Raw genomic sequence first — 16,757 nt, forward strand, 5'->3', positions numbered from 1 at the left:
TGCACGGACATGCTGGTCATGTCCCAGTGCAGACGGGACACGTCGATGCCGAACTCGGCGATCGCCCGCGCCCCAACCGTCCCGGTGATGTGCTCCAGGTGCGGGGCGATCGCGTCCAGCGCCCGCGCGAGACGGTCGTCGTTGAGCAGGCCCGCCTCGATCCCGAAGACCTCCTCCACCGCCCAGGTGCGGGCCCAGTCCCCGACCCGCACCAACGGTGCGGGCGCGGTCAGCCGGTTGGCCACCAGCGCCTCGATCACCTGCCCGTGCGTCACCAGCGCGCTCGCGCCACCTGGACACACCGCATCGACGACCCCGGCCAGATCCAGCCGACGAGTGAACTCGGAAACGACAGGCAGAGCGCCCAGACGCTTCTCCACCACGGACGTCACCGCTACTTCGAAGCGCTGACGCTGGGGCCGTGGCCGCGGGGACCGGGAAGACTTCGACACACCCCACCCAACGCCACAACACCGGCCCGGGACACCCCCGGAACGGTCACGCCATACGAATCAACGACCCGCGAAGTCCGGGCCTAGAGTTCCCGCATGAAGATCCTCGACCTCGAACCCGGCGATGCCCGACTGGCCGCCGACCTGCTTCCCGTCCTGCGCGAACTCCGCCCGCATCTCACCGAGGACCTCTTCCGGGAGGTGTACGAGAAGGGGCACGCACAGGGGCTGCGGTTCAGCGCCGCCTACGACGACGAGGGCGCCTGCGTGGGCGCGGCCGGCTGGCGCATCGTCGACAACACCAGCCAGATCCGGACGCTGTATGTGGACGACCTGGTCACCGCCGAAGGTGCTCGTTCCACCGGCGTCGGCCGCCGGCTCCTCGGGCATCTCGACGGGCGGGCCAGGGAGGCCGGCTGTCTGCACCTCAGCCTGGACTCGGGCACCCAGCGCACCGACGCCCACCGCTTCTATCTGCGGGAGCGGCTGAGCATCGTCGCGTTCAACTTCGACAAGGTCCTTGATCTGGACTGAGCTCAAGGCCCGGGCCCGGCGTGGGCCTGAGCGTGGGCCGAGGTTCAGCGTCCAGCGCCCTGGGCGTCCGGGGTGAGGTCCAGCTGCCAGTCGTTCGTCAGCAGCACATTGCCGGGCGGGTACTCGAAGTCGCACTTGCCGATCAGGGCGAAGCCGGCCTTGCGGCACACCGCGTTCGACGCGCCGTTGCCGACGGACGGATAGGCGTGCAGATAGCGGTGCTTGTGCTCGGCGCGGGCCTGTTCGGCGACGGCTGTCGTGGCGGCCGTCGCGATGCCCAGGCCCTGGTATCCGGGGAGGACGGCCCACCCCGCCTCGTACACCTCCCGGCCCTGCCAGGTCCGCTCCCAGAAACCGATCGTGCCCACGGCCTCGCCCCTGTCGGCCAGGGCGATGCGGAACATCCTGCCTCCGCCCGTCCGGTCCGCGCTCATCGCCACGTAGCGCTCGTGACGCGCTATGAGCTGCTCCTCCGTCTCGGGGCCGCCCAGATGGTCCATCAGCTCAGGTGCGTTGGCACGGCGGAGCAGCTCCAGGTCCTCGTCCGACCAGGGCTCGATCCGTACGGATGATGAAGCGGTGCGTTCCATGCCGAAACTGTAGGACGCGGCACTGACAGCCGGATGGGGCTCGGGCAATCGGAGGGGGCCCTCCGGCAATCAGTGTGGGGCGAACGCCGTCGGCGGGACACCGAGCGTGGCCGTGAAGTCTCTGATCAGGTGGGCCTGGTCGCTGTAACCGAGCTCCGCGGCGAGTGCCGCCCAGTCCACCTCCGGGTCCGACTCGGCCCGCTCCAGCGCCTCGTGGATGCGGTAGCGGAGGATGACCCACTTGGGGCCGACGCCGACATACGCGGCGAAGAGCCGCTGGAGCGAGCGCGACGACAGCCCTTCGACGCGGGCGAGCTCGTCGACGCGGCGCACCGTGCGGTCAGTGCGTACCAGGTCGACCAGGGCCATCGCACGGTCGGCCTGCGGGTCCGGTTCCGGTCCGAGCCCCAGCAGATACGCGTCGAGTGCCGCCACCCGCGCGTCCTCGTCCGCCGGGTCCAGCACGGCCGACGGCGGGGCGGGCGGGGCGAACACCTCGCCCGCGGGGAGCCGCCGCCCCGTCCACTCCGATACCGGCCGGTCCGGTGCGAACGGGCGGAATCCGCCGGGCCGGAACTGCACCCCGCAGACCCGCCCCCGGCCCTCCAGCTTCTGCGTGAAGAGCTTCAGACCGATGCCCGAGACCTCTGCGAACCCGGCACCGTGGTCCTCACCGGTCCCGTACCGCTGGAAGACCAGATTCACGGACGGGTGCGGCACCAGATGGGAGGCGTACGGCTTCGGCAGATCCCAGTCGATGAACCAGTAGTGCTCCAGGTACGGCCGCAGTACAGGGGCGGGCTCGCGGCGGCGGAAACGTACCTGCGCGAAGAGTCCGGGGGCGTCGACGATGCCGCGGGTGTCGCGTCGAGGACCTGCCATGGCGGCGATCCTATGACGCGCGGAACTCCGTGGGGGCAGTGTCGCGTTTCATCAGGCGCCGGTCAGCTCCGGCATGCGGGGGCGATGCACGGAGAAGATCGGCGAGTTGCTGGAAGCGGCCGCCGGGCGGGCCGTCCCCGTGACGCTCGGGATCGATGACAACAGCCTGGGAGATCCCACGCCGTGCCCCGCGCCGACGAGGGGACCGCGGGGTCCATGGGGCTCCCGGCCAGGACCGCCGGGAACATGGTGCTGGGCGGTCTGACCGTTCATGCCCGGGATCCGGCCCGTGCCACCGGCCAGGAGTTCGTTCCGGACGAGTCCGTGCTGAGCGGGATCGGTCCCGGACCGGCCACCATGGCGCCGATGGCCCGGGAGGCGAAGGTGTCCGGCTAGCCCCATCCCGTACCGGACGGGGCTAGCCCCGTCGAGCAGGTGCTGGCGCTGACCGGCCGGGATCCGGGCCGGCGGCCTCCCGGCGCGTGACGCCGGGGGCCGGAGGGTGCGTGTCCGGCGAACTCGGGCTGTCGTAGAGGCCGCCCAGCCTCGTGCAGACGCCGTCGACGATGTCCTCGGCGTCCACCAGCATCGCGCGCTCGGCCAGCCGCGCCGCCTGATGCGTGTACGGGGACGGCGGCGCGGGGTGCCGACGCCGCCACCAGCTCTCGCACGCCGCGTAGATACCGCCGGCGAAGACCAGCACGGGGATGGACAGGGCCGGCAGAGTGTCGTCCATGGCAGGCCTCCTCACGGCGCGGAACAACGTAGATGTCTTCTGGATCGGCAGGATCGGCAGATCAGCTGAAGATCATTCTTCGGCCAATGAATGGCCGAATGCGGGTGATTGGGGGCGGCAGCCTTGGGCCGACGCCACCGGCCCGGCCTACCGGCTCCACACATGCACGGCGTCGCCCGCCTCCGACACCGTGTACCAGGTGCCGTCGCCGAGGGCCGTGACTCCGCCCGATATCGGGAAGGGGTACGTGATCTGCGCCGCCACCCGCATCTGCGCAGCGTCCGTGCTCACCAGCCAGTGGCGCTCCTCGCCGTACTCCTCGTCCCTCTCCGACGTACCGGCGATGACGGTCTCCTCGTCGAGGAAGCCGCACTCGTAGTCCCAGAGCGTCTCGTCGGCGTCCTTGTCGTCGAGATCGGCCTCGGGGTGGCGGGGAATGGCGTCCTCGGTGTCGAGTTCGGACAGTACGGAACCGTCGTCGACCCGGTGCACACCGAGTGTCTCCTCGTAATGAGTCACCGTCAGAAAGCGCTCGCCCGAAGGGCTCACCGCCATCAGGACCCGCTCGTCGTCGCAGAAACGCTCGACGGAGAGCCTCTCGCCGTCCCACCGGCCCCACAGCATCGGTACCCCGTCCTGGCCCTCGCCGACACTCAGCCCCATCCGGGAGGGGTCAGGGTGCGGGACATGATCCGAGCCCGCGGCGACGGTCTCCGCGTCCGCCCGGCCGAGCACCTGCCCGTCGGCGGCGTCGATGACCAGCCACTCGTCCAGCGCCTCCGGGTCGGGTCCGGCTTCCGCGACGGGCCCGCGGATGTGGGCCCACACCAGTGTCCCGTCCGCCGAGAACACGGCCGAGCCGCTGTCCGCGTACAGATGCGAACGGTCGGTCGCATACTCCTCGTACGCCATGTGGAGCGTGCGGCAGCTGCCGTCCCAGCAGCCGTGCCGGACCTCCCAGCGCACCGCGCCCGTCGGGTCCACCGCGCGCAGCGCGTGCACCCCGGCGAAGACCGCGAGATCACCGCTCGGCGCCACCGTGCAGGTACCGAAGCGGCGGGGCCAGGGCGCGGGGAAACGGATCGCCGGGGCGCCCTCGGTGTCCGGGTCGACGGCGACCAGCTCGGTGTCGCTGCGCTGGAGGAGCAGACGCCGGCCGGGGGCGGGCTGCGCGTCGCCGGATACGGGCCGCATGTCCTCCTGATGCGCGGGCCACCGCAAAAGGTGCGGGGCGTCCGCACCGTCCTGCTTACGGTCCAGCGGTGCGGCGAGCGTGGTGACAAGACGTGCGGCGGCAGCCTTGGCCATGGGTCGGCCCTCCCCCTCGTACATGAGTACATCGACTCGTACATGAGTGCATCGGTACGAGGAGAACCGTACGGCCGGGGACCGACAGTCGCTCGCGCACATGAGGTCGGTCACGCCGTGCCCGAACTCCTCGACTGCTCAAGTGTTCGACGTAGTATCCGGTTTGTGGACCGTGACGATGAGCCAGTCTTCATACGGAGCAAGTGGGGGACGAGCCGCTACGTCTACAACCCCCGCAACCCCATCGGCCTCGCGCTGATCCTGATCACCCTGCTCCTGGCCGTGGTGATCCTGATCCTCATGCAGGAGCGCGTGGGCCCCTTCGCGGGCCCCGAACCCACGCCGTTGAGCACCGTGCCGGCGTACGAGCCCTGGCCGGCTTCGACGTACGTCCCTGACACCTACCCCACGCCGAGCGCGGAAGAGCCGAGTACCGGCGACCCGTCGGGGCCGTGAACCGGCGGGGGCGGCCGGGTGGCAGTCGGTTCGACTGCTTCGATCGGTATCGGTGTCCCCGCTGCCGGCTCCGGCGGCTGCTGACCGCAGCGCTTTCCCGACCGGCGTCAGGTCCGGTACGTCTCAGGCGCGGGACGAAAGGTAGGCATCGGGGACGACGGCGACCGGGCAGGGCGCGTAGTGCAGCATCGCGTGGTTCACCGGGCCCAGATGGAAGCCGTGCCACCCGCCGGTCCGCCGGGCGCCGACGACCAGCAGTTCGGCACCTGCGGCGGCTTCGATCAGTTCCTGGTGCGCCGGTCCCTGCACCACCGACCTGTGGATGGTGACGTCGGAGGAACCGGTCCGGTCCAGCGCCGCCAGTACCTCTTCGAGGTGTTCCTCGGCCTGTTGGTGGTGTACGGAGGCCGGGGAGCCCGCGAGGAGCGGATGGCTCATGGCCACGTGGGCGGGGGAGCGCCAGGCCCGTACGGCGATCAGCTCGCCGTGGCGCGTCGCCGCCTGGTCGAGTGCGAAGGCGGCGGCTGCCGAGGGTCCTGCGGCGCTGCCGATCCCGACGACGACGCGGCCCGGCTTCGGCGGGGTGCTCGGCGCCGTTGACTGGACCACCACGACCGGGCAGTGGGACCGGCCCGCGAGCGCGAGGCTGACGGACCCCAGGAGCATCCCGGCGATCCGGCCCCGGCCGCGGGAGCCGAGGACGACCAGGGCTGCCTCGTGGCTCTCCCTGACAAGCGTGGCCACCGGGTCCTCGGGCTCCACGGACGTCACCACGCGCACCCCGGGGCCGAGCCGTTGCGCGCGTTCCTGGGCGTCGGCGACGAGACGCTCGGCGAGGACCTGTTCGGTGGGACGCTCGGTGTCGGAGGGGGAGCGCGTACCTTCGTAGCGCTCCCACAGTGACGCGTGGACGACGCGCAGGGGGCGCCGTGAGCGTGCCGCTTCCGCCGCTGCCCAGTCCAGGGCGCGGAGACTGCCCTCCGATCCGTCCACTCCGACGACTACGGGGAGCTGCATCGCTCCCACCGCCTTTCGTGCTCGGTTCACCGCGGGCTCGGGCGAATTGCTCGGGCGCATGTCCGGGCGTGAGCCCGGATGTTCCTACGGTTCGATCGTCAGTACTTCGTCGAGGGGACGTCGTGGAGTACGCGGCCCGCTCGGCCCGTATCCCAGGCGGATGATCATCTGCGCGTGTCTCCCTCGGCCGCGCCGCGGAGGGTTCCGCGTCCGAACGGTCCCCCGCCTCGGAAGGTCCCCCGCCTCGGAAGGTCCCACGCCTCGCAACGTTTCAGTCCTCAAGGGACGCGCCCCGGGGACCGTACAGCTGCAGCAGCCTTTTCCGTGTTCCGTACAGGCGTTCCGCCACCGTCTCGGCGACGTACTTGTACACCGCCCGGCCCAGCTTCGCGTCGGCCTCGCACAACGAGCGGACGGCAGCTGCATCGAATTCCACGGCCTGTCCTGCCCTGATCACGTGTGCGCCCATGTGCCACACGTGCGGGGTGAACAGCCAGGACCAGCCCAGCAGATCGTCCTGGCCCAGTGTCTCGATGACCGCCGCACGACGGCCGGGCACACGGATGTCGACCTCGACCTGTCCGGAGCGGATGATCCAGAAGTGGTCGGCCCGTCTGCCTTCTTCGAAGAGGCGTTCGTCCAGGGCCAGAGGCACTTCGCGGGCCGCCTCGTCGAGCAGGCGTGTCCGGCCGTCGGGCGGGATCGCGTCCAGCAGACTCCTGGTCGTTGACATGGAATCCTCCGTCCGTGGCGGGTTCCTGGGGGCTGCGGCGGCCGCGCGTGCCCGGACGCGGCTGCCTGTTGTGAACGATATGCGCGGTTTCGGGGGGACGCTCGGCCGCGATGCCGTACGGAGTCCACGACGCGCCCGTGCGCCGGAACCGTGGTGCCATGAAGAGGAGCCCCTGACGAAGGGACCGCCCCGGTCATGGCAGCCGCACCGTCCCTGGCACCGTGCCTGCGCTCCGTGCGGGCCGTGGTCTTCGACACCGACGGAGTGATCACCGACTCCGCCCGGAGACACGCCGCAGCCTGGAAGAAGGCGTTCGACGCCTGTCTGTCGGCCGTCCAGGGGCAGCGGCCGTTCGACGCCGACGACTATCTGCGCCACGTCGACGGCCGGTCGCGGAAGGACGGTGCGGCGGCCTTCCTGGCATCGAGGGGACTGGACCTTCCCGAAGGCAGCCCCGACGACCCACCGGGAACCGCGACGGTATGGGCGATCGCCGCCCGCAAGGACGAGCTGTTCACGCAGAGCCTGCGCACCGACCCGGTCGACGTCTGGCCCGGCACGGTCCGTCTCCTCGGCGTGCTGCGCCGTGAGCGGGTGCCCTGTGCCGCCGTCTCCGCGTCCCGGCACGCGACGGAACTGCTGGCGCGGGCCGGCCTCATCGACCGGTTCGATGCCGTGGTCGACGGAAACGAGGCGCGTCGGCTGCGGCTGCCCGGGAAGCCGGACCCCTCGCTCTTCGTCGAAGCGGCGAGGCGTCTGCGGACCCCGGCCCGGGACACCGCCGTGGTGGAGGATGCGCTGGCCGGGGTCGAGGCCGGGCGCCGCGGCGGCTTCGGACTCGTGGTCGGCGTGGACCGTACGGGCACCCCCGCCTCCGCCGCCGAGCTGCGCCGCCACGGTGCCGACATCGTGGTGCCCGATCCGGGGGACCTGCTGACGGCCGGGGACGACTGATGGCGCGCGCCTGGACCTGGTCGTACGAGGGGTACGACCCGCAGGAGGAACGGCTGCGCGAGGCGCTGTGCACACTCGGCAACGGGTACTTCGCCACCCGCGGAGCCGCGTCCGAGACGTCCGAGGGCCGGTCGCACTACCCCGGCACCTATGCGGCGGGCTGCTACAACCGGCTGGCCTCCTCGGTCCGGGGCCGCCGGGTGGAGAACGAGGACCTGGTCAACCTGCCGAACTGGCTGCCGCTGCGCTACCGCATCCACCCCGCCGGTACCGCCCCGGGACCGTGGCTCTTCCCGGATCACGAGCACATCGTGGAACACCGCCAGTCACTCGATCTGCGCGGGGGCACGCTGACCCGCCGGTCCGTCTACGAGGACGGGGCGGGCCGGCGGCTGCATGTGGAGCAGTGCCGCCTGGTGCACATGGGTGATCCGCATCTCGCCGCCCTGCACACGGTGTTCCGGGCGGAGGAATGGGCGGGCGCGATCGAGGTGGAGGCGGGGATCGACGGCGACGTCCGCAACTCCGGCGTCGCGCGGTACCGGGATCTGTCGAACCGGCACCTGACCGGCTGGGTGACCGCGACGGAGGAGGACGGTGCGGTGTCGCTGAGGTGCCGCACGGTGGAGTCGGACATCGGCATCGCGCTGGCGGCCCGCACACTGGCCGGGTGCGGCGGTGAGGGGAAGGAACAGCGGGTCGGCCCGAGTTCCCGGCACACGGCGAAGGCGGTCTTCCAACGGCTGATGCTCCCGCTGAGCCCGGACTCCGACGCCGTCGTCGACAAGACGGTGGCGTTGTACACCTCGCGCGACCTGGCGATCGGCAGCCCGCTGCGGGCAGCCGTGGCCGAGGTGCGAAGGGCCCCGGACTTCTCGCATCTGCTCTCCTCGCACCAGCGGGCCTGGGCCGATCTGTGGCAGCAGGTCCAGCTGGAGGTCCCGGGCGAAGCGGGTCGCATTCTCCGGCTGCACCTCTTCCACGTACTGCAGACGCTCTCCCCGCACACCGCCGGACTCGATGTGGGGGTACCGGCGAGAGGGCTGCACGGTGAGGCGTACCGGGGCCATGTCTTCTGGGACGAGCTGTTCGTACTGCCGTTCCTGAATCTGCATCTCCCGGAAGTCTCCCGAGGACTTCTCGACTACCGCCACAGGCGGCTGCCCGCAGCCTGCCAAGCGGCGAGTGAGGAGGGCAGGGCCGGGGCGATGTACCCCTGGCAGAGCGCCGACAACGGACGTGAGGAGACCCAGGAACTCCATCTCAACCCGCGCTCGGGGCGCTGGCTTCCCGACCGCTCCCGGCTGCAGCACCATGTCGGCTCGGCCGTCGCGTACAACGTCTGGCAGTACTGCCAGGCCGCCGGGGACACGGAGTACCTGCACTCCAAGGGCGCGGAAATGCTGCTGCAGATCGCCAGGTTCTGGGCGGACAGCGCCGAATGGGACGCGTCCCTGGCCCGGTATCGCATCCGCGGCGTCGTCGGACCCGACGAGTACCACGACGCCTATCCGGACACCGAGGCGGCAGGCCTCGACGACAACACGTACACGAACGTGACAGCGGCCTGGGTCCTGTCCCGTTCGACGGAGCTGTACCGCGCCCTGTCCGGGACACGACGCCGGCAGCTCCTCGACCGGTTCCGGCTCGATCCCGATGAACCGGAACGCTGGGAGGACATCTCCCACCGGCTGCATGTGCCGTATCACCGGGGTGTCATCAGTCAGTTCGCCGGTTACGGGGAGCTGACCGAGCTCGACTGGGAGGGGTACCGGAGGCGGTACGGGGATATCCGGCGGCTGGACCGGATCCTGGAGGCGGAGGGCGACACCGTCAATCGTTACCAGGCGTCCAAACAGGCCGATGTGCTGATGCTCGGCTACCTCTTCTCGCCGGAGGAACTCGCCGGCCTCTTCCGGCAGCTCGGGCATGTGCTGGACGACGACACCTGGCGCGCCACCGTCGACTACTACCTCGCCCGTACGAGCCACGGCTCCACGCTCAGCTCCCTGGTCCATGCCTGGGTGCTGGCCCGCGTACGCCGCGAGGCGGCGTGGGAGTACTGCGAGGAGGCACTGACCGGGGACGTGGCCGACATCCAGGGCGGCACCACCGAGGAAGGCATCCATCTGGGGGCGATGGCGGGCACCCTCGACTTCGTACAGCGCGGGATGACGGGGCTGGAGACCCGCGACGACGCACTGTGGCTCGCGCCGGCCACGCTGCCCCAGCTCTCGAAACTCGGGGTACGCATCAGATTCCGCCGGCACTGGGACGTGGACCTGCGCATCCGTGCCCAGCGCCTGCGGATCGCCGTACCGGACTCGCACCACTCGGCCGTCCGGGTGGTCCTGGGAGGCCACACCCATGTGATCGCACCCGGTACGGCCCGATGGCTCGATCTGCCCCCGGTCCGGCACGGCGCTGCCCCGCCCGGCCACTGACCGCCCGGGGCGCGGAGACGATGCGGTCCGTGCCGGCACCGTGGTGCGAGCGCCACCCGGCCGTCGTCGTGGTCGAGGAACCCGGGACCGGGCGGCCCGCACGTCCTCTGCCGGAGGCCGGAGCCGGGGCCGGACTCGTGGTCATGGGCCGTCGGGCGAACCCGCGCCGGCCCGGACCACCCCGCATCCGGCATATGGCCCACGCCGTCCTGCACCACTGCCCGGCGCCGGTGGCCGTTGTGCCGTCGGAGTGAACGGCCGGCCCCGAACCGGTCAGTGGGGGAGTGTCATCTCGAAGGATGTGTGCCCGGGACGGCTGTCGACCTCGATGGTGCCGCCGTGCGCGGTGACCACGGCGTGGACGATCGACAGGCCGAGGCCGGTACTGCCGGTTCTCCGGGAGCGGCTGTGGTCCGCGCGGACGAAGCGGCCGAAGACCTCCGGCTGGAGTTCTCCGGGGATGCCCGGCCCGTTGTCGGTCACGGTCAGACGGGCGGCGGTGTGCTCGGCGCGGAGCCTCACGGTCACCTCGGTGCCGTCGGGAGTGTGGGTGCGGGCGTTGGTGAGGAGGTTGCCGATCGCCTGGTGGAGGCGGTGCGCGTCACCGGTGACGGTCACGGGCTCTTCGGGGAGGTCGAGCAGCCAGCGGTGGCCGGGGCCTGCGGCCCGGGCGTCCTCCGTCGCGTCGAGGACGAGCAGCGTCAGGTCGACGGGTTCGTGGTCCAGGGGTCGCCCCGCGTCGAGCCGGGCGAGGAGCAGCAGGTCGTCCACGAGGCCGCTCATCCGCCGGGACTCCGCCTCGATCCGCTCCAGGGCGCGCACGACCTCGGGGGGTACGGGGCCGTGGTGGCGCAGGGCGAGTTCGGCGTGGCCGCGGATATTGGCGACGGGGGTGCGCAGTTCGTGGCTGGCATCCGCGGCGAAGTGCCGCAGCCGTTCCTCGCTCGCCTGGCGTCGGGTGAGCGCGTCCCCGACGTGTCCGAGCATGCGGTTGAGAGCGGTGGCGACCTGCCCGACCTCGGTGCGCGGATCGGTGACGGGCAGCGGCCCGGGCATGGCGACCTCGCCGCTGGCGAGCGGCAGCCCGGCCACGTTCGCGGCCTGCGCGGTGACCCGGTGCAGGGGACGCAGCGAGATCCTCACCCACAGGGCTCCTGTGACGCCGGTGGCCAGCAGAGCGGTGCCGAACACGATCGCCTCGACCACTTCGAGCCGGTGCACGGTCTCTTCCACGGGGTGCAGCGGCAGTCCGGTGATCAGGACGTCGTGATCATCACCGGTCACCGCGGTGACCCGGTAGGCACCGAGCACGGAGAGCCGGATGCTGTGGCCGTCGGCGTCGACCGGGACGGCGGCCAGGGCGCGCCTGTCCTCGGCCGTCAGCGGCACGGGGCGGTCGGCCGCCTCGTCGACCACGGCCGCCTGGGTGATCGTCCCGTTCAGCAGCCGGGCACCCAACGTGTGCTCCGACTGTCCGCGGGTGTCGGGGCGGTTGTCGGCGTCCGGCCTGGCCTCGTGCTCCAGACTGGCCGCGAAGCGGCCGCCGGACGCGGTGAGCTGCTGGTCCAGACGGCTCACCAGGAAGCCTTCGAGCGCCAGGGCGGTCGTGATGCCGACGGCGAGACAGGCGACGGCGAGCAGCAGGACGAGCCCGGCGGTGAGCTGTCCCCGCAGGGTGTGCGGCACGGGCCGCCTCATGAGGGGCCCGGCTTCAGGACGTACCCCATACCCCGCACCGTATGGATCATGGGGGCGCGGCCCGCGTCGATCTTCTTGCGCAGGTAGCTGATGTAGAGCTCGACGACGTGGGCACGGCCTCCGAAGTCGTAGGCCCAGACCCGGTCGAGGATCTGCTCCTTGGAAAGCACCCGGCGCGGATTGCGCATCAGGAACCGCAGGAGCTCGAATTCGGTACGGGACAACTCCACGATGTCGCCCCCGCGTCTGACCTCCCTGGCCTCCTCATCCATGGTGAGCTCGCCCACGGTCAGCCCGTTCCCGCCCGATCCGCTCGCCATTCCCGCCCGGCGCAGCAGCCCGCGCAGCCGGGCCAGCACTTCTTCCAGGCTGAACGGCTTGGTCACGTAGTCGTCGCCGCCTGCCGTGATGCCCGCGATACGGTCCTCCACCGCGTCGCGGGCCGTCAGGAACAGCACACACACCTCCCGCGCCTCGCGGCGCAGCTCCCGCAGCACCCGCAGGCCGTCCATGTCGGGCAGCATCCGGTCCAGTACGACGGCGTCCGGCCGGAAGACCCGGGCCGCGGCGACGGCGGAGGCGCCGTCCGTGGCCGTACGGACCTGCCAGCCCTCGCCGGTCAGGGCTCCGGCCAGCACCTCGGTCAGGTCGGGTTCGTCATCGACGACGAGGACCCGCACCGGTTCCCCGTCGGGCCGGTGCAGGGACGGCTGCGTGCGGTGGTTGCTCATGGTCTGTCCAGCATCCCCCGGCCCGGAGCGCGGCGGCCCGCCGGAACCCTCTGAGTTCCCTCTGAATCCCTGCCGGTAACCGGCCGGGACAAGGGCGGGCGTCTGGTTCAGGGCGGGCGTCCGGTTTCAGAAGGTACGGCGTCCGGTTCAGAAGGTACGCAGAGGATGCGCTGCGAGTCTGGCGAAGTCCACCGCACAAGCGGATCTTCCCGAGGAGCGCCATGGCCGGCACACCCCTGACCACCAGGTACGCGAGCCGCGGCCCGAGCCACCGGCGACCCCCGCGCAGCGTCGTCCCCTTTCTCGTCCCCGGACTGATCTGGGCGGGTGCCGCGGCCGTCCTGGCCCTGTGGTGGAGCGACACCACGGCCGTCGTCGGCGTGACCGGCTGGCTGACCGGCGCCGGGCGCATCGCCGGCCTCCTGGCCGGGTACGCGTGCGCCGTCCTGCTGGCCCTCATGGCCCGTGTCCCGCTGCTGGACCACAGCATCGGAACCGACCGGCTGGCTCGCTGGCACGCGCTGGGCGGGCGCTGCACCATCTCGTTGATCCTCGCCCACACCCTGCTCATCATCTGGGGATACGCCGTCGCCTCCCGTACGAACGTGGTGGACCAGACCACGCTCCTGGTCCTGCACTATCCGGACCTCCTCAAGGGAACAGCGGGCTTTCTGCTCCTCGTCGTCACGGGCATCGTCTCGGCGCGGGCCGCCCGCCGCAGAATGAGCTACGAGACCTGGCACTACCTGCATTTCGCCACCTATCTGGCGGTCTTCCTCGCCTTCGGCCACCAGCTGTCCAACGGAGCGGACTTCGTCGCCGACCGTCCCGCGCAGCTCGCCTGGTACGCCCTCTACCTGGGGGCCGCCGCCCTCATCGTGTGGTACCGGTTCGCCGTCCCCGTACGCCATGGACTGCGTCACCGGCTGACGGTGTCCGCCGTCCGCACCGAGGCCCCCGGTGTCGTCTCGGTCCATCTCGCAGGCCGGTACCTGGACGAACTGGGAGCCCGGCCGGGCCAGTTCTTCCGCTGGCGCTTCCTCACCCGCGGACTGTGGTGGACCGCCAACCCCTACTCGCTGTCCGCACCGCCGCACCCCCGCCATCTGCGGATCACCGTGAAGGCCGACGGATCCCACAGCGAGGCCCTCGCCCACCTCGCCCCCGGCACCCGGGTCTGGGCCGAGGGTCCGTACGGCGGCCTCACCGCGGACCGCCGCACCGCCCCCAAGGTTCTGCTGCTCGCCGGTGGCGTCGGCATCACTCCACTGCGGGCCCTGTTCGAGACGTTGCCCGGACAGGTGACGCTCATCTACCGGGCCCGGCGGACCGAGGACCTCGCCCTGCGCGCGGAGCTCGACGCGATCGCCGCCGCCCGCCCCACGACGCGCCTCCACTACGTCGTCGACGGCCACCCCGCGCCGACCGCTCCCCACCCGGGCGCGTACCCCGCTCCGGATGCCGTCCCGCCGGTCCACCTGCTGACCCCGCACGCACTGAGCGGGCTCGTCCCGGACCTGGCCGAGCACGACGTCTACCTCTGCGGTCCGCCCGGCATGACCGATGCGGCGGTACGCGCACTGCGCGGCGCCGGGGTGCCGCGTCGCCGGATCCACCACGAGTCATTCGCGTTCTGATGAGCACCCGGAGGAGAACCACCATGCGTCGAGCCGTCCTCGTCACCGTCGGTACCAGTGGGCTGATCGTGGTGCTGCTGTCGCTCAAGCCCCACCAGGTGCCCGGCACGGCCGAAGGACCGACCCGGCCCGCCGTCACGACGTCCCCGCACACCGCGGCGAGCGCTCCGCCGGGCACCCACACCGCATCCGGCACTTTCACCGGCGATCCCGTCGACACGCAGTACGGGACGGTGCAGGTCTCCGCCACCCTCGTACGGGGAAAGCTCACCGCCGTACGCGTACTCCAGGCACCGGACGAGAACGGCCGGGACCAGCAGCTCGCCGCCTACGCAATGCCCCGCCTGACCCAGGAGGCCCTCGGCGCCCAGAGCGCGCACATCGACTCCGTGTCCGGTGCCAGCTACACCAGTCAGGGATACATGCAGTCCCTCCAGAGCGCGCTGGACAAGTCCGGTGCATGACACCGAACACGGCCTGCGCCATGCCGAGCATGTGATGGGCACCGTCTTCTCCTTCGACATCCGCCAACGCCCCACCACGGCGATCCGCCACGCCCTGGACGAGGCCGTGCGCGGGCTGCACCACGTCGACGAGGTGTTCTCGACCTACCGTCCCGACAGCGTCATCAGCAGGCTCGGCCGGGGCGAGTGCGGACTCGACGCCTGCCCGGCCGAGGTCCAGGACGTCCTCGCGCTCTGCGCGGAAGCGACTCGGACCAGCGACGGCTGGTTCAGCACCACCCCGGGCGGCACCCTCGACCCCTCGGGCCTGGTCAAGGGCTGGGCGGCCGAAGCCGCTTCACACGTCCTGTACGAGGCGGGCGCACGGAACACATGCGTCAACGCCGGAGGCGATCTCCGGCTGCGCGGCGAGGCATCCCCCGGCACCCCCTGGCGCATCGGTATCGCCCACCCGCTGCGCCCCGGCGAACTGGCCGCCGTGGTGAGCGGACATGACCTGGCCGTCGCCACCTCGGGCACCGCCGAACGCGGAGCCCACATCCTCGACCCGCACACCGGGGAGCCGGCTCGCGCCCTGGCCTCCCTCACCTTGACGGGCCCACGGCTGACCATGACGGACGCCTACGCCACAGCCGCGTTCGCCATGGGCGCGGCGGCACCCGCCTGGCTCGAATCGCTGGACGGGTACGAGGCGCTGGCCATCACACCCGACGGGCAGGAATGGCACACCCCCGGCTTCGGCCGCCGACGGCCTTGACGCACGCCCTCGCTGCGCCCGTCGGCTACCGGGTCGCCCCGAGTCGCGTGACCAGGTGGTGCCAGCCTTCCTCCAGGCGCTCCAGCGCAATGCCGCGCTCCTCGGTGAGGTGGTGGACCAGGGCGGTGTCGATGGATCCGAGCAGGGTGTGTGCGAGCAGTTCCGGGTCGCCGGCCACGTCCGCCCGACGCAGCAGCATCGTGATGTGGCTGAGCCGCAGATGGTGGGCCGGGACGGTGTAGTTGCGCAGCGGGTCCGTCCGGCTGGCCAGGATCAGGGGGTGTTGATCGCGTTCGTGGCGCAGGACGGCGGGCCCGAAGGCGTGCAGACGCTCCGCCGCGGGGGCGCCGGGGCCCAGGGGCGGCGGACCCGAGAGGAAGGCGGCCTGGAGTTGCTCCTCCCGATGGTCCAGGAGCGCGAGCAGGAGTCCGGCCCGGTCGCCGAAGCGCCGGAAGACGGTGCCTTTGCCCACCCCTGCGGCGGCGGCCACCGATTCCATGGTCAGGTTCGCTGCTCCGCACTCGGTCAGAAGCCGGGAAGCGGCGTCCAGCAGGCGCGTGCGATTGCGCGCCGCGTCCGCCCGTAGCTGCGGCGGCTCGCCGGTCGGGGCGAGCGGGAGGCTCGTCCGCGCCTCGCCGGGGTCGGGCGGCCTGAGCGGCGGGGGAACGTGACCGGTCATGGGCTCAGAGTAGCGCCCGGAAGACATAAGTGGACCGCAGTCCGCTTAAGTGGTACAACTTTCAACGGACCACGGTCCGCTTGTTCCGCAGATTCCGCCTTCCGGGAGTTCTCCATGTCTGTACGCATCCTCGCGCTCGTCGGCAGCCTCCGCGCCGGCTCGCACAACCGCCAGCTCGCCGAAGCCGCCGCCAAGCACGCCCCCGCGGGTGCCGGCATCGAGCTGTACGAGGGCCTGGCCGACGTGCCCTTCTACAACGAGGACGTCGACGTCGAGGGAAGCGTCCCGGCCGCTGCCGCCCGGCTGCGCGAGGCGGCGGGCCGGGCCGACGCGTTCCTGCTGTTCTCGCCCGAGTACAACGGCACCATGCCGGCCGTCCTGAAGAACGCCATCGACTGGCTGTCCCGCCCGTACGGTGCCGGCGCCATCTCCGGCAAGCCGGTCGCCGTGGTCGGCACCGCCTTCGGCCAGTACGGCGGCGTATGGGCGCAGGACGACGCCCGCAAGTCCGCCGGGATCGCGGGCGGTGTGGTCCTGGAGGACGTCAAGCTGTCCATCCCGGGCTCCGTGACGCGCTTCGCCGACACCCACCCCGCCGACGACGCCGAGGTCGTCACCGCGCTCACCGAGGTCATCCAGCAGGTGACCTCGCAGGCCGCTTCCGCGGCTGCCTGACCCACTCGCG

At 71.5% G+C, this 16,757-nt stretch carries 19 protein-coding genes; 9 read left to right on the forward strand and 10 right to left on the reverse strand.

The genetic code is table 11. The features are described 5' to 3' along the window. Positions 1–383, reverse strand: a 383-nt coding sequence (locus tag ACIPEK_RS29800; protein ID WP_402002181.1) for a DUF4277 domain-containing protein, incomplete at its 3' end; no start/stop codon positions are given. Positions 384–548: 165 nt separating this feature from the next. Between ACIPEK_RS29800 and ACIPEK_RS29805 the strand changes: the two genes are divergently transcribed. Next, a complete protein-coding gene (locus ACIPEK_RS29805) occupies positions 549–986 on the forward strand; it encodes a GNAT family N-acetyltransferase (RefSeq protein ID WP_383066912.1) in 438 nt (145 codons plus the stop codon). Between the two features lie 44 nt (positions 987–1,030). Here ACIPEK_RS29805 and ACIPEK_RS29810 read toward each other — a convergent pair whose 3' ends face one another. Together ACIPEK_RS29810 and ACIPEK_RS29815 are read right to left on the reverse strand one after the other, a co-directional pair. Next, a complete protein-coding gene (locus tag ACIPEK_RS29810; protein ID WP_402002185.1) occupies positions 1,031–1,576 on the reverse strand; it encodes a GNAT family N-acetyltransferase in 546 nt (181 codons plus the stop codon). Positions 1,577–1,645: 69 nt separating this feature from the next. After that, a complete protein-coding gene (locus ACIPEK_RS29815) occupies positions 1,646–2,458 on the reverse strand; it encodes a DUF6597 domain-containing transcriptional factor (RefSeq protein ID WP_402002188.1) in 813 nt (270 codons plus the stop codon). A gap of 183 nt (positions 2,459–2,641) precedes the next feature. Between ACIPEK_RS29815 and ACIPEK_RS29820 the strand changes: the two genes are divergently transcribed. Further along, positions 2,642–2,854, forward strand: a complete 213-nt coding sequence (locus ACIPEK_RS29820; protein ID WP_402002191.1) for a hypothetical protein — start codon at positions 2,642–2,644, stop codon at positions 2,852–2,854. Between the two features lie 22 nt (positions 2,855–2,876). Here the strand turns inward: ACIPEK_RS29820 and ACIPEK_RS29825 are convergent, their stop codons facing one another. Further along, positions 2,877–3,194 carry a hypothetical protein gene (locus ACIPEK_RS29825; RefSeq protein ID WP_402002194.1) on the reverse strand — a complete coding sequence of 106 codons (318 nt, stop codon included), beginning with the start codon at positions 3,192–3,194 and terminating at the stop codon, positions 2,877–2,879. 147 nt (positions 3,195–3,341) lie between these two features. Next, positions 3,342–4,502, reverse strand: a complete 1,161-nt coding sequence (locus ACIPEK_RS29830; protein WP_402002197.1) for a hypothetical protein — start codon at positions 4,500–4,502, stop codon at positions 3,342–3,344. A gap of 165 nt (positions 4,503–4,667) precedes the next feature. Here ACIPEK_RS29830 and ACIPEK_RS29835 point away from each other — a divergent pair, with 165 nt between their 5' ends. Next, entirely contained in the window at positions 4,668–4,958 is a 291-nt protein-coding gene (locus tag ACIPEK_RS29835) for a hypothetical protein (RefSeq protein WP_402002200.1), read from the forward strand. Positions 4,959–5,081: 123 nt separating this feature from the next. Here the strand turns inward: ACIPEK_RS29835 and ACIPEK_RS29840 are convergent, their stop codons facing one another. Continuing rightward, positions 5,082–5,975 carry a universal stress protein gene (locus tag ACIPEK_RS29840; protein ID WP_402002203.1) on the reverse strand — a complete coding sequence of 298 codons (894 nt, stop codon included), beginning with the start codon at positions 5,973–5,975 and terminating at the stop codon, positions 5,082–5,084. Positions 5,976–6,246: 271 nt separating this feature from the next. Then, positions 6,247–6,708 (reverse strand): cyclic nucleotide-binding domain-containing protein, encoded by a 462-nt coding sequence (locus tag ACIPEK_RS29845; RefSeq protein WP_402002206.1) that lies wholly within the window; start codon positions 6,706–6,708, stop codon positions 6,247–6,249. Positions 6,709–6,903: 195 nt separating this feature from the next. Between ACIPEK_RS29845 and ACIPEK_RS29850 the strand changes: the two genes are divergently transcribed. After that, the gene (locus ACIPEK_RS29850) at positions 6,904–7,662 is read left to right on the forward strand and encodes an HAD family hydrolase (RefSeq protein WP_402002209.1); all 759 of its coding nucleotides are present in this window, start codon (positions 6,904–6,906) and stop codon (positions 7,660–7,662) included. After that, the gene (locus tag ACIPEK_RS29855; RefSeq protein ID WP_402002212.1) at positions 7,662–10,106 is read left to right on the forward strand and encodes a glycoside hydrolase family 65 protein; all 2,445 of its coding nucleotides are present in this window, start codon (positions 7,662–7,664) and stop codon (positions 10,104–10,106) included. The genes ACIPEK_RS29850 and ACIPEK_RS29855 overlap by 1 nt, the downstream gene beginning before the upstream one ends. Before the next feature lie 273 nt (positions 10,107–10,379). On the opposite strand, the gene ACIPEK_RS29860 is transcribed toward ACIPEK_RS29855, so the two are convergent. Further along, the gene (locus tag ACIPEK_RS29860) at positions 10,380–11,804 is read right to left on the reverse strand and encodes a sensor histidine kinase (RefSeq protein WP_402002215.1); all 1,425 of its coding nucleotides are present in this window, start codon (positions 11,802–11,804) and stop codon (positions 10,380–10,382) included. Next, entirely contained in the window at positions 11,801–12,535 is a 735-nt protein-coding gene (locus ACIPEK_RS29865) for a response regulator transcription factor (protein ID WP_383066932.1), read from the reverse strand. The genes ACIPEK_RS29860 and ACIPEK_RS29865 overlap by 4 nt, the downstream gene beginning before the upstream one ends. Positions 12,536–12,756: 221 nt before the next feature. Here ACIPEK_RS29865 and ACIPEK_RS29870 point away from each other — a divergent pair, with 221 nt between their 5' ends. The 3 genes from ACIPEK_RS29870 to ACIPEK_RS29880 are packed head-to-tail and all read left to right on the forward strand — an operon-like array spanning position 12,757 to position 15,393. Continuing rightward, complete coding sequence (locus ACIPEK_RS29870; RefSeq protein ID WP_402002220.1) at positions 12,757–14,172, forward strand: ferric reductase-like transmembrane domain-containing protein; 1,416 nt, start codon at positions 12,757–12,759, stop codon at positions 14,170–14,172. 23 nt (positions 14,173–14,195) lie between these two features. Further along, positions 14,196–14,636 (forward strand): FMN-binding protein, encoded by a 441-nt coding sequence (locus ACIPEK_RS29875; RefSeq protein WP_402002223.1) that lies wholly within the window; start codon positions 14,196–14,198, stop codon positions 14,634–14,636. Between the two features lie 34 nt (positions 14,637–14,670). Continuing rightward, positions 14,671–15,393, forward strand: coding sequence for an FAD:protein FMN transferase (locus ACIPEK_RS29880; protein ID WP_402002479.1), 723 nt, complete (start codon positions 14,671–14,673; stop codon positions 15,391–15,393). Between the two features lie 25 nt (positions 15,394–15,418). Here ACIPEK_RS29880 and ACIPEK_RS29885 read toward each other — a convergent pair whose 3' ends face one another. Then, positions 15,419–16,072, reverse strand: a complete 654-nt coding sequence (locus tag ACIPEK_RS29885) for a TetR/AcrR family transcriptional regulator (protein ID WP_402002226.1) — start codon at positions 16,070–16,072, stop codon at positions 15,419–15,421. 114 nt (positions 16,073–16,186) lie between these two features. Between ACIPEK_RS29885 and ACIPEK_RS29890 the strand changes: the two genes are divergently transcribed. Then, positions 16,187–16,747: an NAD(P)H-dependent oxidoreductase gene (locus ACIPEK_RS29890; protein WP_402002229.1), complete on the forward strand. Its 561-nt coding sequence runs from the start codon at positions 16,187–16,189 to the stop codon at positions 16,745–16,747. Positions 16,748–16,757: the final 10 nt, after the last annotated feature.

It is taken from the genome of Streptomyces sp. NPDC088246 (assembly GCF_044741025.1).
Classification (GTDB): domain Bacteria; phylum Actinomycetota; class Actinomycetes; order Streptomycetales; family Streptomycetaceae; genus Streptomyces.

Excerpts from the sequence above, each read along its gene's own strand:
- ACIPEK_RS29880 (WP_402002479.1), top strand. The coding sequence starts at position 14,671 with ATGGGCACCGTCTTCTCCTTCGACATCCGCCAACGCCCCACCACGGCG.
- ACIPEK_RS29815 (WP_402002188.1), bottom strand. The coding sequence starts at position 2,458 with ATGGCAGGTCCTCGACGCGACACCCGCGGCATCGTCGACGCCCCCGGA.
- ACIPEK_RS29840 (WP_402002203.1), bottom strand. The coding sequence starts at position 5,975 with ATGCAGCTCCCCGTAGTCGTCGGAGTGGACGGATCGGAGGGCAGTCTC.
- ACIPEK_RS29810 (WP_402002185.1), bottom strand. The coding sequence starts at position 1,576 with ATGGAACGCACCGCTTCATCATCCGTACGGATCGAGCCCTGGTCGGAC.
- ACIPEK_RS29865 (WP_383066932.1), bottom strand. The coding sequence starts at position 12,535 with ATGAGCAACCACCGCACGCAGCCGTCCCTGCACCGGCCCGACGGGGAA.
- ACIPEK_RS29855 (WP_402002212.1), top strand. The coding sequence starts at position 7,662 with ATGGCGCGCGCCTGGACCTGGTCGTACGAGGGGTACGACCCGCAGGAG.
- ACIPEK_RS29875 (WP_402002223.1), top strand. The coding sequence starts at position 14,196 with ATGCGTCGAGCCGTCCTCGTCACCGTCGGTACCAGTGGGCTGATCGTG.
- ACIPEK_RS29850 (WP_402002209.1), top strand. The coding sequence starts at position 6,904 with ATGGCAGCCGCACCGTCCCTGGCACCGTGCCTGCGCTCCGTGCGGGCC.
- ACIPEK_RS29805 (WP_383066912.1), top strand. The coding sequence starts at position 549 with ATGAAGATCCTCGACCTCGAACCCGGCGATGCCCGACTGGCCGCCGAC.
- ACIPEK_RS29845 (WP_402002206.1), bottom strand. The coding sequence starts at position 6,708 with ATGTCAACGACCAGGAGTCTGCTGGACGCGATCCCGCCCGACGGCCGG.
- ACIPEK_RS29860 (WP_402002215.1), bottom strand. The coding sequence starts at position 11,804 with ATGAGGCGGCCCGTGCCGCACACCCTGCGGGGACAGCTCACCGCCGGG.
- ACIPEK_RS29870 (WP_402002220.1), top strand. The coding sequence starts at position 12,757 with ATGGCCGGCACACCCCTGACCACCAGGTACGCGAGCCGCGGCCCGAGC.
- ACIPEK_RS29890 (WP_402002229.1), top strand. The coding sequence starts at position 16,187 with ATGTCTGTACGCATCCTCGCGCTCGTCGGCAGCCTCCGCGCCGGCTCG.
- ACIPEK_RS29825 (WP_402002194.1), bottom strand. The coding sequence starts at position 3,194 with ATGGACGACACTCTGCCGGCCCTGTCCATCCCCGTGCTGGTCTTCGCC.
- ACIPEK_RS29830 (WP_402002197.1), bottom strand. The coding sequence starts at position 4,502 with ATGGCCAAGGCTGCCGCCGCACGTCTTGTCACCACGCTCGCCGCACCG.
- ACIPEK_RS29885 (WP_402002226.1), bottom strand. The coding sequence starts at position 16,072 with ATGACCGGTCACGTTCCCCCGCCGCTCAGGCCGCCCGACCCCGGCGAG.